The sequence below is a fragment of the Streptomyces sp. NPDC104096 genome (assembly GCF_055584385.1).
The window spans coordinates 270,869-286,297 of sequence record NZ_JBVJMD010000002.1 but is presented as its reverse complement, the minus strand read 5'-3'; the positions used below and the strand labels follow the sequence as shown (position 1 = coordinate 286,297).

Below are 15,429 nucleotides of genomic sequence, written 5' to 3'. Positions count from 1 at the left end.
CCCTAGCATCTGGCGCGTGCCGCGCCTTTCCGTACCACCCCGTGCACCTCACGCGCCCCCGTCGCCGCCGTTGAGCGCCCTCCTGCGCCAGTACGCCGCCGGGTCCGCCCTCGCCTGCGAGCCCGTCGACCAGGGGCTGCTGAACCGCGGCTACCGCCTGTGCACCACCCGCGGCCGCTACTTCCTCAAGCACCACTTCGATCCCGACACCGCCGACCCGGCCGCGATCGAGCGCCGGCACCGGGCCACCCAGCGCCTGGCGGACCTGGGCGTCCCGGTGGCCCCGCCGCTGACCGGCCGCGACGGGCGCACCGTCGCCGTGGTCGGCGGCCACGCCTACGCCCTGCACCCCTGGATCGACGGCCGCCACCGCCACGGCGGCCAGCTCACCACCGGGCAGTGCGCACGCCTCGGCGGGCTGCTGGGGGCCGTGCACGCCTGTCTGGAGCGTGTGATGCCACCGAAGGGGCGCACCCGTCCCGCCACGAGCCCCCATCCCGTGGAGAGCGCCGATCCGGACTCCACGTTCGCCCTGATCGACGACCTGCTCGCCCGGGTCGGCCGGCACCGCCCCGCCGACTCCTTCGACGAACTGGCCCGGCACCGGCTGCTGGAACGCCGCGCCCTGCTGGAGCGGCACGCGGACCGGAGGCCGCCGCGCGGGGCCTCGGTGGGCTGGGTGCACGGCGACTTCCATCCGTTCAACCTGCTCTACAAGGGCGACGCCCCGGCCGCGATCGTCGACTGGGACCGTCTGGGCGTGCAGCCCCGCGCCGAGGAGGCCGTACGCGCCGCCGCGATCTTCTTCGTACGACCGGTGGGCGCCCTCGACCTGCCGAAGACGCGGGCCTACGCGCGCGCCTACCGCCGCTCGGCGGGGGCCGGCCCCTCGGAGCTCGCCGCGGCCGTCCACCGGGTCTGGTGGGAGCGCCTGAACGACTTCTGGATGCTGCGCTGGCACTACGAGCGGGGCGACACCCGCGCGGATCCCCAGTTCCCGGCGGCCTCGGCGCTCGTGATGTGGTGGACACGGGAGTACGACGCGGTGTGCGAGGCGTTCGCGGGGTGACGCGACGCGCGCGTGCACCCGGTCCTCGGGTGCACGCGCGCGTCGCAGTGCTGTCGGGCGGCCGCCGGACGGCCGGAAGGCCGTCGCCGGGCGGGCCGGCGGTCGGTCAGAGGCCGCCCGCCGCTCCGTCCGTGGCGCCGCCGGTGTCCGTGCCGCCGTCGGTCGGGTCCGCGGGCGTGGACGGGTTCGACGCCGTCTGCGAGGGCGCGGACGACGGGTCGTCGCCGGTGGTCGGGTCGTCGGTCGGCTCGTACGACGGCTCGCTGGAGGGCGTCTCGGACGGCGTCCACGACGGCGTGTACGACGGCTTGTAGTGCGAGCCGTTGCCCTGGCTGTCGTCCGACGAGGTGTCCGAGGAGTCGTCGGTGACCTCGTCGCTCGGGGTCTCGGTGGCCTTGTCGTCCACGGCGCTGTGCGAGACCGTCGGCGACGGCGAGGTGCCCGTGCCGGACCCGGTACCACCCCCGTTCTTCAGCGCCAGCGCCACGCCCGCCACGACCGCGATCACCGCGAGGACGGCGAGGATCCACAGCTTGCCGCGGCCGCTGCCCCGGTTGCCGTGCCCCTCGAAACCGCCGTCGTCACCGCTGCCGTACCCGGCCGGCAGGATCGGCTGCGGGATCATCGTGGTGCCGGAGCCGTCGCCGCCGTGCGGCAGCACGGTCGTGTTCGCGAATCCGGCCGACGGGGCGTGCCGGCCGTCGTGCGCCTGCACCGGGCCGGTGTTCCAGGTGCCGGTGTGGCTGCCCTGGTCGTACAGCATCTGCAGGCCGTACTGGACCAGGCCGCGCATCTCCTCCGCCGTCTGGAACCGGTCGTCGGGGTCCTTGGCGAGCGAGCGCATGACGAGCCCGTCGAGCTCCGGCGGCGCGGCGTCGGCGTGCTCGGACGGCGGCGTCGGGATGTCCTGGACGTGCTGGTAGACCACCGACAGCGGGGTCTCGCCGATGAACGGCGGACGCAGCGCGAGGAGTTCGTACAGCAGGCAGCCCGTCGCGTACAGGTCGGAGCGGTAGTCGACGGCCTTGCCCAGCGCCTGCTCGGGGGAGAGGTACTGCGGGGTGCCCATGACCATGCCGGTCTGCGTCATCGTCGTCGACGCCCCGTGCAGGGCGCGGGCGATGCCGAAGTCCATCACCTTCACGGCGCCGTTGTCGGTGATGATGACGTTCGCCGGCTTGATGTCGCGGTGCACGATGCCGTGCTGGTGCGAGTAGGCGAGCGCCTCCAGCACCCCGGAGACGATGATCAGGGCCTGCTCGGGCCCCGGCGCCTCGGCGTCGATCAGCAGATCGCGGATGGTGCGGCCCTCGACCAGCTCCATCACGATGTACGGCACCGACTGGCCGCCCACGATGTCCTCGCCGGAGTCGTACACGGCGACGATCGCGTGGTGGTTCAGGCCGGCCACCGACTGTGCCTCGCGCGTGAAGCGGGCCTTGGAGGTCGGGTCCTCGGCGAGATCGGCGCGCAGCAGCTTGACGGCGACGGTGCGCCCGAGCCGTACGTCCTCGGCCGCGAACACCTCGGCCATTCCGCCCCGGCCCAGTCTGTGGGTGAGCCGGTACCGGCCGTCCCCCACCAGTCCGCCGTTACCCCACAACTCCGGCGCATCTGACATTCCGCCGCCAGTCGCCTCGGGGTCGGACGGGCCCTGGGCGCGCTGCTGCTGTGCCATCGGTCCTCGCCGTCGTTTCTGCCCGCGGTGCGCGCGGTGTTTTCACGGTCTCCGTCGGCCACGCTACAGCCTCGGCGCAAGCCTCCGGTCCGGGGCGACCCCCTCGATCGGCCGAGGACGGATCGGCCATCAAAGCCGTAGCACGCGCTGTCGCGCAAATCCTGTCCACCGCCGGTTCGGCACCTGTAACGCTTGCGCGACGCTTCTTTCGCGTACGGTCACGGAACGGGCACCGAGCTTGACGTGTCCGTGCCCTGGGGCAGACTTGGCCGAGAATGGGTCATTCGATCAACGACGGTCATGGCGCAGGCGGATATGCGCAGACGGCTATGGGGGACAAGCGGAGATGAGCCAGGACGGGGCGAACGGCCGGTACGCGGGGCGCGCCCTCGCCGGCGGCCGCTACCAGCTGCGCGACTTGCTCGGCGAAGGCGGCATGGCCTCCGTGCACCTCGCCTACGACGCCGTGCTCGACCGCCAGGTCGCGGTGAAGACCCTGCACACCGAACTGGGCCGGGAGCAGGCCTTCCGGGAGCGGTTCCGCCGCGAGGCCCAGGCCGTGGCCAAGCTCACCCACACCAACATCGTCTCCGTCTTCGACACCGGCGAGGACGACGTCGACGGGACGACGACTCCGTACATCGTCATGGAGTACGTAGAGGGCCGTCCGCTCGGGTCGGTCCTCGACGAGGACGTGCGCACGCTCGGCGCGATGCCCGCCGACAAGGCCCTGAAGGTCACCGCGGACGTGCTCGCGGCGCTGGAGATCAGCCACGAGATGGGGCTGGTGCACCGTGACATCAAGCCCGGCAACGTGATGGTGACCAAGCGCGGCGTCGTCAAGGTGATGGACTTCGGCATCGCCCGCGCCATGCAGTCCGGCGTCACCTCCATGACGCAGACCGGCATGGTCGTCGGCACCCCGCAGTACCTCTCCCCCGAGCAGGCCCTCGGCCGGGGCGTGGACGCGCGCAGCGACCTGTACTCGGTCGGCATCATGCTGTTCCAGCTGGTCACCGGGCGGCTGCCGTTCGAGGCGGACTCGCCGCTGGCGATCGCGTACGCGCATGTCCAGGAGGAGCCGGTGGCTCCCTCCTCGATCAACCGCGCGCTGCCGCCCGCCGTGGACGCGCTGATCGCCCGCGCGCTGAAGAAGAACCCGAACGAGCGCTTTCCGACCGCCGTCGCCATGCGCGACGAGTGCCTGCGGGTGGCGGCCTCCCTCCAGGCGGCCGCGCCGAGCATCGTCCCCGGGGCCCAGACGTCGAGCGGGGCGGGGGTCAGCGCCGCGGTGTTCCCGCCGGTCGACCAGGCGACTGCGGCGCCGACCGGCCCGGTGCCGACCGGCCCGGTGCAGACGCCGTACCAGCCGACACCGCCCGGCCCGTACGGCACCGCGGCGCCGACGCCGCCCGGTCCGGCTCCGGCGTACGGCTACCCGCAGCAGGCGCACCCGACGCCCCCGGGCCACCAGGGCGGCTACGGGACGCCGGTTCCCGGGTACTCCCCGCAGCACGGGCCGTCCACGCCTGCCCCGTACCACCACACCCCGCAGACCGTGACCGCCAAGACGCCCTCGGGCGGCGGCAACCGGTCGGTCGTCGTCGGGGCGATCCTCGTCTCGCTGGTCGCGGTGGGCGGTCTGCTCGTGGCCCTCGACATGAACGGCGACGGCGACGACAACGGGGGCCAGGGCGGGAGCAGCACGAGCGCCTCGACCTCGGCCTCGGCGCCGACCTCGGACGGCAAGGTGGCGGGCTATCGCGGCCCGGACACGTCGAAGACGATCGACCCGACGGAGTGCAGCGAGCCGCAGGAGTCGTACAACGACCCGAACAAGATCCGGCTCCCGGACTTCCAGTTCAAGTACATCAAGTCGGTCAAGGAGTGCTTCCAGGCCGCCGGCTGGAAGATGAAGATCACGGAGGTCGACGAGAACACCTACGGCGAGGGCTCGGTCCGGGACCAGTTCCCGCCGGCCGGTACGGACGTCGACCCCAAGGCGGTACCCGAGATCACGCTCACCGTCTCGACGGGCAACCCCCCGTCCTGACCCGCGTCCTGCCCCGGGAGAAGCGACCGGCCCCGTCCCGGGACCGTCGGGTCCGGAACAGGGCCGTGGCGTGCTCACACGTCCGGTGATCTAGAGATACGGCCCACCGGTGCGGCCGACCGTGCGCGGGTCCTCGAGGCCCTCGTGGCTCGCGCCCGGCGGAAGGGCGCGGCGCATCTGCTCCAACTGGGCGCGGGCCGCCATCTGCTGGGCGAACAACGTGGTCTGGATCCCGTGGAAGAGGCCCTCCAGCCAGCCCACCAACTGGGCCTGCGCGATGCGCAGTTCCGCGTCGCTCGGGGTCGCCTCGTCCGCGAACGGCAGGGACAGCCGCTCCAGCTCCTCGACGAGCTCCGGAGCCAGTCCGTCCTCCAGTTCCTTCACCGAGCTCGCGTGGATCTCCTTGAGCCGGACCCGGCTCGCCTCGTCCAGGGGAGCTGCCCGCACCTCCTCGAGCAGCTGCTTGATCATGCTGCCGATCCGCATGACCTTCGCGGGCTGCTCCACCATCTCCGTCACCGGGATCTCGCGCGAGTCGTCGTCCGCGTCCGTGCCACCGAGTGCCATGCCATCCTGGCCCACGACCAGGATCTTCTGGGCGTTCTCCGGCGACTTTTCGTTGCTCGGCATCTCCATGCCGTCATTCTCTCGCACCACCACACCCCGTCACGTCCCTCCCTCGGCCGAATCCGGAATGCCCGGATCGTCCTCCCGTGTGACGCTGATTGCCTCGATCTTGGCAATCTGACGACCGGGCAGCGGGAGGGGGTCACCGACGTGACTCCAAGGCGGTACATATGGCGCACGGCGGGCGTGTGCGGACTGTTGGGACTGGCCTGCGGGCTCGTCGGCGGGAGCGGACCGGCGTACGCGACGGACTGCGTCCGTCCCCGCGCGGCCTCGCCCGCCCCGGCCCCGCCCATACCCGCGGCACCCATACCCGCCGCGCCCATACCCGTGGCACCGGTCGCGCCCGCCGCGCCGAAGTCCTCGCACACGTCTTCGCACACGTCCTCACACGGCGGCTCCGCGCATCACTCCGCATCCGCATCCGCCTCGTCGTCGGCCTCCGCGTCGAGCTCAAGCTCCGCTTCGGCCTCCGCCTCCGCGTCCGCGTCCGCCGCGTCCGCCGCCGACCCCGAGCGGGCCGGCAGCCGGGCCGGTGAGGGGCGGCAGCGGCCCGGACGCCGGGACGACACGGCGGTGCGGATCGAGGGCGAGGAGGACTCGCTGTACCCGGACGGCACGGACGAGGACCCGGACGACGCGGATGCCTCCGCCGTCCCGGACGCCTCGACGGCCGGCCGGTCCACCGAGGCGCCCCAGGAAGCCGGTCTGACGCCCGCCACGCCCCCCGGAGATCCCGCGCACCAGACCGTCGCGCGCTCCGCGGGCACCCCCGAACCCGTCCTGCGGATACTGCCGCTCGGCAGCGGTCTGATGCTGATGGGTCTCGGCTTCGGCCTCGCGTTCGTGGCCCTGCGCCTGCGGCGCGGCTGAGCGCGCCGCGCAGAACACGTCGTCCGGACCCCCGGCGGAGCGGTCAGGCCACGTTGTGCTCCGCCACCAGCAGCACCTTGCCGATGTGGCCGCTCTCCTCCACGACCCGGTGGGCGGCCGGCGCCTGGTCCATGGGGATCTCGCGGTCCACCACCGGTCGCACCCGGCCGCCCGAGATCAGCGGCCAGACGTGCTCGCGCACGGCCGCGACGATGGCCGTCTTCTCGGACAGCGGGCGGGCCCGCAGTGAGGTCGCGGCGACCGCGGCGCGCTTGTTGAGGAGGGTGGCGATGTTCAGTTCGCCCTTGATCCCACCCTGCATGCCGATGATCGCCAGGCGGCCGTTGACGGCGAGCGCCTGGACGTTGCGGTCCAGGTACTTGGCACCCATGTTGTCGAGGATGACGTCCGCACCGGCGCCGCCCGTGGCCCGTTCGACCTCGGCGACGAAGTCCTGCTCCCGGTAGTTGATCAGGATGTCCGCGCCGAGTTCCGCGCAGCCGTCCAGCTTCTCCTTGCTGCCCGCGGTGACGGCGACCCTGGCCCCGACGGCCTTGGCGAGCTGGATCGCCATCGTGCCGATGCCGCTGGAACCGCCGTGCACGAGCAGCGTCTCGCCCGGACGGAGGTGGGCGATCATGAAGACGTTCGACCAGACCGTGCACACCACCTCGGGCAGCGCCGCGGCCTGGCGCAGGTCGACCCCCTCGGGCACGGGCAGCAGCTGACCGGCCGGGACGACGACCTTCTCGGCGTAGCCGCCGCCCGCGAGCAGCGCGCAGACCTCGTCGCCGATGTTCCAGCCGGAGACGCCGGTGCCCACCGCGGCCACCCGGCCGGAGCACTCGAGGCCCGGGTACGGCGACGCCCCCGGCGGGGGGTTGTAGAGGCCCTGCCGTTGCAGGATGTCGGCGCGGTTTACGGCACTGGCCACCACCTCGACCAGGACCTCGCCCTCGCCCGGTACGGGATCGGGGACCTCGGCCCACACCAGGGCCTCGGGTCCGCCTGCTTCGGGAATCGTGATCGCATACATGGAACCGACGCTACTCCCGCCGCGTCTGCCGACCGCGAGCGGCGCCCACCGGCCTCGGAGCGGCGCCGCAGGACCGGCAGGACGGCGCCCGGGCCGTCGCTCAGGCCGGTGGGAGCGGCGGGACACTCGACGCGCCGGAGGTGCCCCGGGGGGTGTCCGGCGCCACCCGGACGATCGTGATCAGCCGGTCCGTCGGCTCCAGGAGGCCGACCGCCGGATCGTCGTAACCGAGAAGGCGGTGCCCCCGTACGACACTGACCACCAGGTCGTCGGTCTCGCGCGGACCGCGGCCCGCCTCGGCCTTGGTGACGGGCCGCTCGACGAGATCGAGTCCGACGCCCTGCTGGATGAGGTCCTCCATGACCCGCCCGGCGGAGGGGCTGAGCACCGACAGGCCCAGCAGACGGCCGGCTGCACCGGCGCTGGTGATGACCTCGTCGGCACCGGACTGCTTCAGCAGCGGGGCGTTCTCCTCCTCGCGCACGGCGGCCACGATCTTCGCCGTGCGGTTGAGCTGCCGGGCCGTCAGGACCACCAGGACGGCCGTGTCGTCGCGCTGGGTGGCGATGATGATCCGACCCGCCCGGTGCACCTCGGCCTGCCGCAGCACATCGCTGCGTGTCGCGTCCCCGACGATCCCCTCGTAGCCCTCGGCCGTCGCGGCGGCGATCACCGTCGCGCTGGGGTCGATCACGACGACCTGGTTCTTCTTCAGGCCGGACGCACAGGCGGACCGGATCGCGGACCGGCCCTTCGTGCCGAAGCCGACGACGACAATATGGTCGCGCAAGGTGGGCCTCCGATGGTGATGGACCGCGACGGGCGCGCCGCGGCGGACGTGTTGCTCGTGACGTGTACGCCCGTGTCGGCCACCATGGTGCCGACTTTCCCGATCACCGCCACAGGGGGCACGCGATGAACGACCGGCGACAACCGCCATACCGGACGAAAAGGCTCTCGCTTCTGCGTTCCGTCTGGTACCGGACCAACACCGAGGCGCGCGACGACGCCGAGGCGGGCCGGTCCATCTCCATGCCGACCCAGAGCACCACACCTCCCTTGCAGCAGGTACTGCGCCGCCTGGCCCTGGCTCTGCTGGTGCTGGCCGTCACCACGCTGATCGTCTACGTCGACCGGGCCGGCTACCACGACAACGCCGACGACTCCGTCGACTTCCTCGACGCCGCGTACTACTCCACGGTCACCCTCTCCACCACCGGCTACGGCGACATCACCCCGGTCAGCGACTCCGCCCGGCTCACCAACATCCTCCTGGTCACGCCCCTGCGTGTGCTGTTCCTGATCATCCTGGTCGGCACCACTCTGGAGGTCCTCACCGAGCGCACCCGCCAACAGGTCCGCATCCACCGCTGGCGCGCCCGGACCCGCGACCACGTCGTGGTCATCGGTTACGGGACCAAGGGCCGGCACGCCGTCCAGACACTGGTCGGTCAGGGCGTCGCCAAGGACCGGATCGTCGTCGTGGACGCCCAGCACAAGGCAGCCGACCTCGCCGGGGAGGACGGACTGGTGTCCGTGACCGGGGACGCCACCCGCTCCGAGACCCTGCTCAAGGCCGAGGTCCAGAACGCCGCACGGGTGATCGTGGCCCCGCAGCGCGACGACACGGCCGCCCTGGTCGCCCTGACCGCCCGGCAGCTGAACCGGCGCGCCACGATCGTCGCCGCCGTCCGGGAGGACGAGAACGCGCCCCTGCTCAAACAGAGCGGCGCGGACACCGTCATCACCAGCTCCAGCTCGGCGGGCAGGCTGCTCGGGGTCGCCATGGTGAGCCCGTCGGTGGCCCGGACCCTGGAGGACCTGATGACCCTCGGCAGCGGCCTGGACCTGATCGAGCGGCCCGTCCTGGACGACGAGGTGGGCCGTGCGCCCCGCGACAGCACGGACCTCGTCGTCGCCGTAGTACGCGGCGGGCAGCTGCTGGACTACACCGACGCCCGGCTGACCGACATGCACGCGGGGGACCACGTCATCGTCGTGAGCCGGGCCGTCCCCACCGCCACGCTCTGACGGTGGCGCGGGTGGGGATGTTTCACGTGAAACAGGCGGCGACGCCGCCACTCGCCCACGGCAGGTCGAGCAGGTCCGCCTCCTGATCCCGCCGGACCCCGCCCGGCGGTACGACCGCGAGGGCGTCGGCCGCCGCGATGCCCCGCAGCATCGCCGGGCCGTTGTAGTGCAACGGCAGGGCACGGTCGCCGCGCAGCACGACGGGGATGAGCCGGGTGTCGTTCGGATGCCCGTGCGCCTCCTCCTGGAGGCGCACGGCATACGGCTCCGGAGCGGGACGCGCGGCCAGGGTGCGCAGCAGCGGCTCGGCAAGGGTGAGCAGGCCGGAGACGGCCGCGAGGGGGTTGCCGGGCAGCCCGACGAGATGCTGGTCGCTCTGCACCCGGGCCAGCAGCATGGGGTGTCCCGGACGCACCTGGACGCCGTCGACCAGGAGCTCGGCACCGAGCCGGTCGAGCGTGGGGTGGAGGTGGTCGACGGGACCCGAAGCGGTGCCGCCGGTGGTCACGATCAGATCCGCGTCGGAGGTCGCGAGGGCCTTGCCCAGGGCCTTGGGGTCGTCGCCCAGATGGCGGACGGAGGTGACCTCGGCGCCCAGGGCGCGCAGCCAGGGCGGCAGCATCGGGCCCAGTGCGTCCCTGATCAGACCGTCGTGCGGCCGGCCCTCGGTGAGCAGTTCGTCGCCGAGGACGAGGACGTCGACGCGGGGGCGCGGGACCACGCTGAGGGTGTCGTACCCGGCCGCCGCGGCGAGACCGAGCACGGCCGGGGTCACCAGGGTGCCGGTGGGGAGCAACTGGTCGCCGCTGCGGCACTCCTGACCACGCGGGCGGATGTCCTGCCCGTGCGCGACCCCACGGGTGGCGTACAGACGGCCCTTGTCGTCCGTGCGGCCGTGCTCGCTGCGCAGCACCGCGGTCGTGTCCGACGGGACGCGGGCGCCGGTGGCGATCCGGACGGCCTGGCCGTCGCCCAGCGCCCCGGGATCCGCCTGGCCCGCCAGTATCCCTTCGCCCCCTACGTCCCAGGGGCCTGGACCGGCGACCGCCCAGCCGTCCATGGCCGAGGTGTCGAAGGAGGGGAGGTCGGTGAGGGCGGCGAGCGGCGCGGCAAGGACGAGGCCGAGGGCGCCGTCGAGGAGGACGGAGACGGGAACGCGGCGGGCGGCGGCGCGCCGGGCGGCCCGCTCGGCGATCGCGCGTGCCTCGGGCCAGGGGGTGGCCGTGTGGTGACGGTCCTCCGGCGCGCGGGCCGCCTCCCCGTGCTCGTCGGCCGCCTTCGGGGCGGTCGCGGGACGAGGGGCGGCCGGGGCGGGACCCCTGTTCTCGTTCACGAGGGCGAGCACCTCCTCGACGTCGAGGTCCTCCGGGTCCTGGACACTCTCGGCGCCCGGCCCGGCCGGGGCACGACGGGCGGTCACCCGGCGTCCGGGCGGCTGTCCGGGGCGGCGTCCGGAGCCGGCTCGGCGGGCTTGTCCCCTGCGGGATCCTCCTGCGCCCAGCGCAGCGCCAGCGCGGCGGCCTTGCGGGCGGCCTCCGCGACCGCCTCGGGGCCGCCCTCGGCCCGTGCGGCCGCGTAGCCGACCAGGAAGGTGGTCAGCGGCGCCGCGGGCCGTGCGACACCGTGGGCGGCGTCTCTGGCGAGGTCGAGCAGCACGCCGGTGTCGACGTCCAGGTCGATGCCCAGTTCGTCCTTGACCGCGGAAATCCATTCATCCAACACGTGCCCATGCTCCCTGATGCGTGACCTGGCGGTGGCGATGTCGTCCCAGGTGTCGCAGTCGAAAGAGGCGACCGGGTCCGGGACACGGGTGAGATCGAGACCGGCGGTCAGCCTGCGCAGCGGCAGTCCGACGAGACCGCCCCGGCCCTCGTGGGCGGGGTGTTCCTCGGCGAGCGCGCGCAGACCGTGGCGCAGCGCCCGGACGCGGTAGGCGGCCACCAACGGCTGTTCGCGGCCGTCGGCGTCGGTGAGCAGCGCGCCGTCCGCGCCCGAGGACCGCAGGACGCCGAGCAGCTGCCGTACCGTTCCCGGCGCGAGGAACGGCAGGTCGGCGGAGAGCACCACGACGTGTTCCGCCGTGGTGTGCCGGAGCCCGGCGTCGAGCGCGGCGACGGGTCCCGCGCCGGGCGGGTCCTCCCGCGCCCATCGCACGGTCCGGGCGGTGGGCCTGGGGTCGGCCACCACGACGGTCGTCCGCGCGTCGGCACAGGCGCCGAGCACGCGGTCGAGCAGCGTCCGCCCGCCCACCCGCACTCCGGGCTTGTCCGCGCCGCCGAGCCGTCGGGCGCCGCCCCCGGCGAGCACCACGGCGTCGTACGCCGTACCGTCGCCGGGGTCACCCGGGGCCCCCGGGGCGCCGAAGGGCTCGTAGTCGGTCACGCACCGAGTATGCGCGCCGCGGCGATCACAAGGAACGGAGCAGTACCGCCGGCTGTTCCACGCAGTCCGCCACATAGCGCAGGAACCCGCCCGCCGTGCCGCCGTCGCACACCCGGTGGTCGAAGGTGAGCGAGAGCTGGACGACCTGCCGGACCGCGAGTTCGCCCTCGTGCACCCAGGGCCTGGGGACGATGCGGCCGATGCCGAGCATGGCCGCCTCGGGGTGGTTGATGATCGGCGTGGAACCGTCGACGCCGAACACCCCGTAGTTGTTCAGGGTGAAGGTCCCGCCGGTGAGGTCCCCGGGGGTCAGCGTGCCGGTGCGGGCCGCCTCGGTCAGCCGGGCGAACTCCGCGGTCAGTCCCTCCGCGTCCCGTGCGTGCGCGTCCCGGACCACGGGGACGACCAGCCCGCGTTCGGTCTGCGCGGCGAAGCCCAGGTGCACCCGGTCGAGCCGGACGATCTCCCTGGCTTCCAGGTCGACGGTGGAGTTGAGCTCCGGATAACGGGCCAGGGCCGCGGTGCAGATCCGGGCCAGCAGCGCGATGAGGGAGATCTTCGGTCCCCCGGCCGCGTTCATGGCGGCCCGGGCCCGCATCAGCTCCGTCGCGTCGGCGTCCACCCAGCAGGTCGCGTCCGGGATCTCGCGCCGGCTGCGGGACAGCTTGTCGGCGACGGCGCCCCGGATGCCCTTGAGGGGGACTCGGGTTTCGCCGGTCGCGGTGGTCGCGGCGGGGGACGGCTGCGCGGCCGCCGGTGCCACCCGCGGGTGCGGTGCGGCGGCGGGTTCGGCCCCCCGCTGCGGGGCGGTGGCGGCCTTCAGCGCGTACTCGACGTCCGCCCGCAGGATCAGCCCGTCCGGCCCGGAGCCGGTCAGCTCACGCAGATCCAGCCCGTTCTCCCGGGCGAGCCTGCGCACGAGGGGAGAGATCACGGGCACGGGCCCGTCGGAGAGCGACGCGGCCACGGACGAACCGGCAACGGACGAACCGGCCACGGACGAACCGGCCACGGGCTCGCGCCCCGCGGCCACGGTCCCGGCGGAGGCCGGCTGCCCGCCGGAAGGCAGTGAACCTCCGGAGGACACCGGCCGGTCCGTGGGACGGACCCTCCTGCGTCGCGCCGGAGCCGCTCCCGTCCCGTATCCGACCAGGACGTTGCCGGAGCCCGTGTCCTCCTCGACGGTGGCCGGTCCACCGACCGCGACCGTCAGCAGGGGTGCTCCGACGGGCAGTTCGGTGCCCTCGTCGCCGAAGCGGGCGGTGACCACACCGCCGTAGGGGCAGGGCACCTCGACCATCGCCTTGGCCGTCTCGACCTCGACGACCGGCTGGTCGATGGCGACGACGTCACCGACCTGCACCAGCCAGCGCACGATCTCCGCCTCGGTGAGCCCCTCGCCGAGGTCGGGGAGCTTGAACTCCAGCACCTGTGCCATCAGTTGTCCGCCTCCCATTGCAGACGCGCCACGGCGTCCAGGATCCGGTCCACGCCGGGCAGGTGGTGACGCTCCAGCATCGGCGGCGGGTACGGGATGTCGAATCCCGCGACGCGCAGCACCGGTGCCTCCAGGTGGTGGAAGCAGCGCTCGGTGACCCGGGCGGCGATCTCCCCGCCGGGACCGCCGAAGCCGCCCGACTCGTGCACCACGACCGCCCGTCCGGTGCGTCGCACCGAGGCGCAGACCGTCTCGTCGTCGAACGGCACCAGGGAGCGCAGGTCGACGACCTCGAGGTCCCAGCCCTCCGCCCGGGCCGCCTCGGCGGCTTCGAGGCAGACGGGCACCGACGGACCGTAGGTGATGAGCGTGGCACTGCGGCCCGTGCGCCGCACCACGGCGCGGCCGATCGGCTCGACCGTCCCCGGGTCCTCCGGGTTCCAGGTGTCCTTCGACCAGTACAGGCGCTTGGGTTCGAGGAAGACGACCGGGTCGTCGGAGGCGATGGAGGCGCGCAGCAGCCCGTAGGCGTCGGCGACCGTCGCGGGCGTGACGACGTGGAGCCCCGGGGTCGCCATGTAGTACGCCTCGGAGGAGTCGCTGTGGTGCTCGACACCGCCGATGCCGCCGCCGTAGGGGACCCGGATGGTGATCGGCAGCGGCATCTTTCCGCCGGTGCGGTTGCGCATCCGGGCGACATGGCTGATGAGCTGCTCGAACGCCGGGTAGGCGAACGCGTCGAACTGCATCTCGACGACCGGGCGCAGCCCGTACATCGCCATGCCGACGGCCGTGCCGAGGATGCCCGCCTCGGCCAGCGGGGTGTCCGTGCAGCGGTCCTCGCCGAACTCCTTGGCGAGGCCGTCGGTGACGCGGAAGACACCGCCGAGGGTGCCGACGTCCTCACCCAGGACGTGCACCGCGGGGTCGGCGGCCATGGCGTCGCGCAGGGCCCGTGTGAGGGCCTGCGCCATGGTGGCCGGCTTGACGGCGACCGTGGTCATCGGTGGGTACCTTCCCGGTCGTCGTGCCCGGCCGCCAGTTCCGCCTGCAACAGGTCGCGCTGCTCGCGCAGTTGCGGGGTGGGTTCGGCGTACACGTGGGCGAACAGGTCCATGGGGTCGAGCACCGGGTCCTGGTTCATGCGTTCACGCAGGTCGGCGGCCATCGCCTCGGCGTCGTCGCGGACCGCGCGGATGCCGTCCTCGTCGAGCAGGCCGCGCTCGGTCAGCTCGCGCTCCAGCAGCACGACCGGGTCGTGCGCCCGCCAGGTCTCGACCTCGTCGGCGGCTCGGTAGCGGGTCGCGTCGTCGGCGTTGGTGTGGGCGTCGATGCGGTACGTGATCGCCTCGACGAGGGTGGGGCCGCCGCCCTGGCGCGCACGGTCCACGGCCTCGCCGAGGACCTCGTGCACCGCGGCCGCGTCGTTGCCGTCGACCAGGCGGCCCGGCATGCCGTACCCGACGGCCTTGTGGGCCAGGGAGGGCGCGGCGGTCTGCTTGGCCAGCGGGACGGAGATCGCGAAGCCGTTGTTCTGGACCAGGAAGACGACCGGGGCCTGCCAGACGGCGGCGAAGTTCAGGGCCTCGTGGAAGTCGCCCTCGCTGGTGCCGCCGTCGCCGACCATGGCGAGCGCGACCACGTCGTCGCCCTTGAGGCGGGCCGCGTGGGCGAGGCCGACGGCGTGCGGGAGCTGGGTGGCCAGCGGTGTGCACAGGGGCGCGACACGGTGCTCGTAGGGGTCGTAGCCGGTGTGCCGGTCACCGCGCAGCAGGGTGAGCGCCTGCACCGGGTCCACCCCGCGCGCGACGGCGGCCAGGGTGTCGCGGTAGCTGGGGAAGAGCCAGTCCCGCTCCTGGAGGGCGAGCGCGGCGGCGACCTCGCTCGCCTCCTGCCCGGTGGTGGAGGGGTAGACGGCGAGCCGGCCCTGCTTGGTGAGGGCGGTGGCCTGCGCGTTGTACCGGCGGCCGCGCACCACGTGCGCGTACAGCCGCCGCAGCAGCTCCGGGTCGGCCTTGGCGGCGGCCGGCGTGCCGAGGACGCGGTAGGGCTCCGCGTCGGGCAGCAGCGGCGCGGGGTCGGTCCTGGGCTGCCAGGCGGGCGGCGGTGTCGGGCGGTACCCGCCCCGCTGCTCCATCACCGTCATGACGGCACCTCCTCGTGGGAGTGGCTACGGGAGGCGCGTCGGCTGTGACCCGCCCCACCTACCGATTGTTCGGTCGTCGGCACATTTTGGCTACAT

13 protein-coding genes and 1 pseudogene are annotated in these 15,429 nt (G+C 73.4%); 4 read left to right on the top strand and 10 right to left on the bottom strand.

The window, feature by feature from the left end; all coding sequences use genetic code 11:
* The first annotated feature begins 16 nt into the window (after positions 1 to 16).
* Positions 17 to 1,069: a phosphotransferase gene (locus ACZ60B_RS03750; protein WP_469383869.1), complete on the top strand. Its 1,053-nt coding sequence runs from the start codon at positions 17 to 19 to the stop codon at positions 1,067 to 1,069.
* 106 nt (positions 1,070 to 1,175) lie between these two features.
* Here the strand turns inward: ACZ60B_RS03750 and ACZ60B_RS03745 are convergent, their stop codons facing one another.
* Positions 1,176 to 2,747 carry a protein kinase domain-containing protein gene (locus tag ACZ60B_RS03745; protein ID WP_469383868.1) on the bottom strand — a complete coding sequence of 524 codons (1,572 nt, stop codon included), beginning with the start codon at positions 2,745 to 2,747 and terminating at the stop codon, positions 1,176 to 1,178.
* A gap of 346 nt (positions 2,748 to 3,093) precedes the next feature.
* Between ACZ60B_RS03745 and ACZ60B_RS03740 the strand changes: the two genes are divergently transcribed.
* Positions 3,094 to 4,800 carry a Stk1 family PASTA domain-containing Ser/Thr kinase gene (locus tag ACZ60B_RS03740; RefSeq protein ID WP_469383867.1) on the top strand — a complete coding sequence of 569 codons (1,707 nt, stop codon included), beginning with the start codon at positions 3,094 to 3,096 and terminating at the stop codon, positions 4,798 to 4,800.
* A gap of 90 nt (positions 4,801 to 4,890) precedes the next feature.
* Here ACZ60B_RS03740 and ACZ60B_RS03735 read toward each other — a convergent pair whose 3' ends face one another.
* Positions 4,891 to 5,436, bottom strand: a complete 546-nt coding sequence (locus ACZ60B_RS03735; protein ID WP_469383866.1) for a bacterial proteasome activator family protein — start codon at positions 5,434 to 5,436, stop codon at positions 4,891 to 4,893.
* Positions 5,437 to 5,834: 398 nt separating this feature from the next.
* Positions 5,835 to 5,999: a hypothetical protein gene (locus ACZ60B_RS03730; RefSeq protein WP_469383865.1), complete on the bottom strand. Its 165-nt coding sequence runs from the start codon at positions 5,997 to 5,999 to the stop codon at positions 5,835 to 5,837.
* Positions 6,000 to 6,003: 4 nt separating this feature from the next.
* On the opposite strand from ACZ60B_RS03730, the gene ACZ60B_RS03725 reads away from it, so the two are divergent.
* Positions 6,004 to 6,300: a hypothetical protein gene (locus ACZ60B_RS03725; RefSeq protein WP_469383864.1), complete on the top strand. Its 297-nt coding sequence runs from the start codon at positions 6,004 to 6,006 to the stop codon at positions 6,298 to 6,300.
* A 43-nt stretch (positions 6,301 to 6,343) separates the two neighbouring features.
* Here ACZ60B_RS03725 and ACZ60B_RS03720 read toward each other — a convergent pair whose 3' ends face one another.
* Positions 6,344 to 7,336, bottom strand: a complete 993-nt coding sequence (locus ACZ60B_RS03720) for an NAD(P)H-quinone oxidoreductase (protein WP_469383863.1) — start codon at positions 7,334 to 7,336, stop codon at positions 6,344 to 6,346.
* 100 nt (positions 7,337 to 7,436) lie between these two features.
* Positions 7,437 to 8,195, bottom strand: a pseudogene (locus ACZ60B_RS03715) (potassium channel family protein); the annotation flags it as partial.
* Positions 8,196 to 8,251: 56 nt separating this feature from the next.
* On the opposite strand from ACZ60B_RS03715, the gene ACZ60B_RS03710 reads away from it, so the two are divergent.
* On the top strand, positions 8,252 to 9,367 hold the full coding sequence (locus tag ACZ60B_RS03710) for a potassium channel family protein (protein ID WP_469383862.1): 1,116 nt from the start codon (positions 8,252 to 8,254) through the stop codon (positions 9,365 to 9,367).
* A gap of 22 nt (positions 9,368 to 9,389) precedes the next feature.
* Here ACZ60B_RS03710 and ACZ60B_RS03705 read toward each other — a convergent pair whose 3' ends face one another.
* From ACZ60B_RS03705 to pdhA, 5 genes are read right to left on the bottom strand one after another with little or no spacing between them, the layout of a single operon-like run.
* Complete coding sequence (locus ACZ60B_RS03705; protein ID WP_469383861.1) at positions 9,390 to 10,787, bottom strand: molybdopterin molybdotransferase MoeA; 1,398 nt, start codon at positions 10,785 to 10,787, stop codon at positions 9,390 to 9,392.
* Complete coding sequence (locus ACZ60B_RS03700; protein ID WP_469383860.1) at positions 10,784 to 11,749, bottom strand: NTP transferase domain-containing protein; 966 nt, start codon at positions 11,747 to 11,749, stop codon at positions 10,784 to 10,786. Before ACZ60B_RS03700 ends, ACZ60B_RS03705 begins: the two co-directional genes overlap by 4 nt.
* 25 nt (positions 11,750 to 11,774) lie before the next feature.
* The gene (locus ACZ60B_RS03695) at positions 11,775 to 13,187 is read right to left on the bottom strand and encodes a dihydrolipoamide acetyltransferase family protein (protein WP_469383859.1); all 1,413 of its coding nucleotides are present in this window, start codon (positions 13,185 to 13,187) and stop codon (positions 11,775 to 11,777) included.
* Positions 13,187 to 14,191 (bottom strand): alpha-ketoacid dehydrogenase subunit beta, encoded by a 1,005-nt coding sequence (locus tag ACZ60B_RS03690; protein ID WP_469383858.1) that lies wholly within the window; start codon positions 14,189 to 14,191, stop codon positions 13,187 to 13,189. Before ACZ60B_RS03690 ends, ACZ60B_RS03695 begins: the two co-directional genes overlap by 1 nt.
* On the bottom strand, positions 14,188 to 15,333 hold the full coding sequence (gene pdhA / locus ACZ60B_RS03685) for a pyruvate dehydrogenase (acetyl-transferring) E1 component subunit alpha (protein WP_469383857.1): 1,146 nt from the start codon (positions 15,331 to 15,333) through the stop codon (positions 14,188 to 14,190). The genes ACZ60B_RS03690 and pdhA overlap by 4 nt, the downstream gene beginning before the upstream one ends.
* Between the last annotated feature and the right edge of the window lie 96 nt (positions 15,334 to 15,429).